Here is an 843-nt window from a genome sequence, read left to right on the forward strand (position 1 = left end):
TGCTGGAGCGGGGCGTGCCCCCGGAAGCGCTGCTGCTGCTCACGTTCACCAACAAGGCCGCGCGCGAGATGATCCGCCGCGTGGAGGAGCTGGCCGGCGGCTTCGCGGACGTGGGCCGCATGCTGGGCGGCACCTTCCACCACGCGGCGCACGTGCTCCTGCGCCAGCACGCGGGCGCGCTGGGCTTCACCACCGACTTCACGGTGTTGGATCGCGAGGACTCGCGCGACCTGATGGCCACGTGTCTGGCCGAGCGCAAGCTCAAGAGCGACAAGCGCTTCCCGCGTCCGGACGCGCTGCTGGAGCTCGTGTCGCTCGCCACCAACCTCCAGCAGCCGGTGTCGCAGGTGCTGGTGGAGCGCCGGCCGCAGATGCTCCCTGTCGCGCCCGAGGTGTTCGCCACCGCCCGCCGCTTCCAGCAGCGCAAGGCGCAGATGGACCTGATGGACTACGACGACCTGCTCGCGCACCTGAAGCGGCTGCTCGAGGAGCACCCCGTCATCCGCGCGGAGCTCACCGCGCGCTTCCAGGGCGTGCTCGTGGACGAGTACCAGGACACCAACCGCCTCCAGGGCGACCTCGTGGACCTGCTCGTGGGTGAGCGCCGGAACCTCACCGTCGTGGGCGACGACTGCCAGTCCATCTACAGCTTCCGCGGCGCGGAGTTCACCAACATCATCGACTTCCCAAAGCGCTACCCCGGCTGCGGCATCTACCCGCTCACGCGCAACTATCGCTCCACGCCCCAGGTGCTGCGGCTCGCGAACGCCGTCATCGCGCACAACACCCGCCAGTTCCCCAAGGCGCTCGTGTCCGACGGCGCCCCGGGCCCCGTGCCCCAGG

At 70.3% G+C, this 843-nt stretch carries 1 protein-coding gene; it reads left to right on the forward strand.

Annotated features, from left to right (window positions below):
* The coding region (locus tag D7V93_RS43605) for an ATP-dependent helicase (protein ID WP_147451706.1) at positions 1 to 843 on the forward strand (843 nt) is incomplete at both ends.

It is taken from the genome of Corallococcus llansteffanensis (genome assembly GCF_003612055.1).
Lineage (GTDB): Bacteria > Myxococcota > Myxococcia > Myxococcales > Myxococcaceae > Corallococcus > Corallococcus llansteffanensis.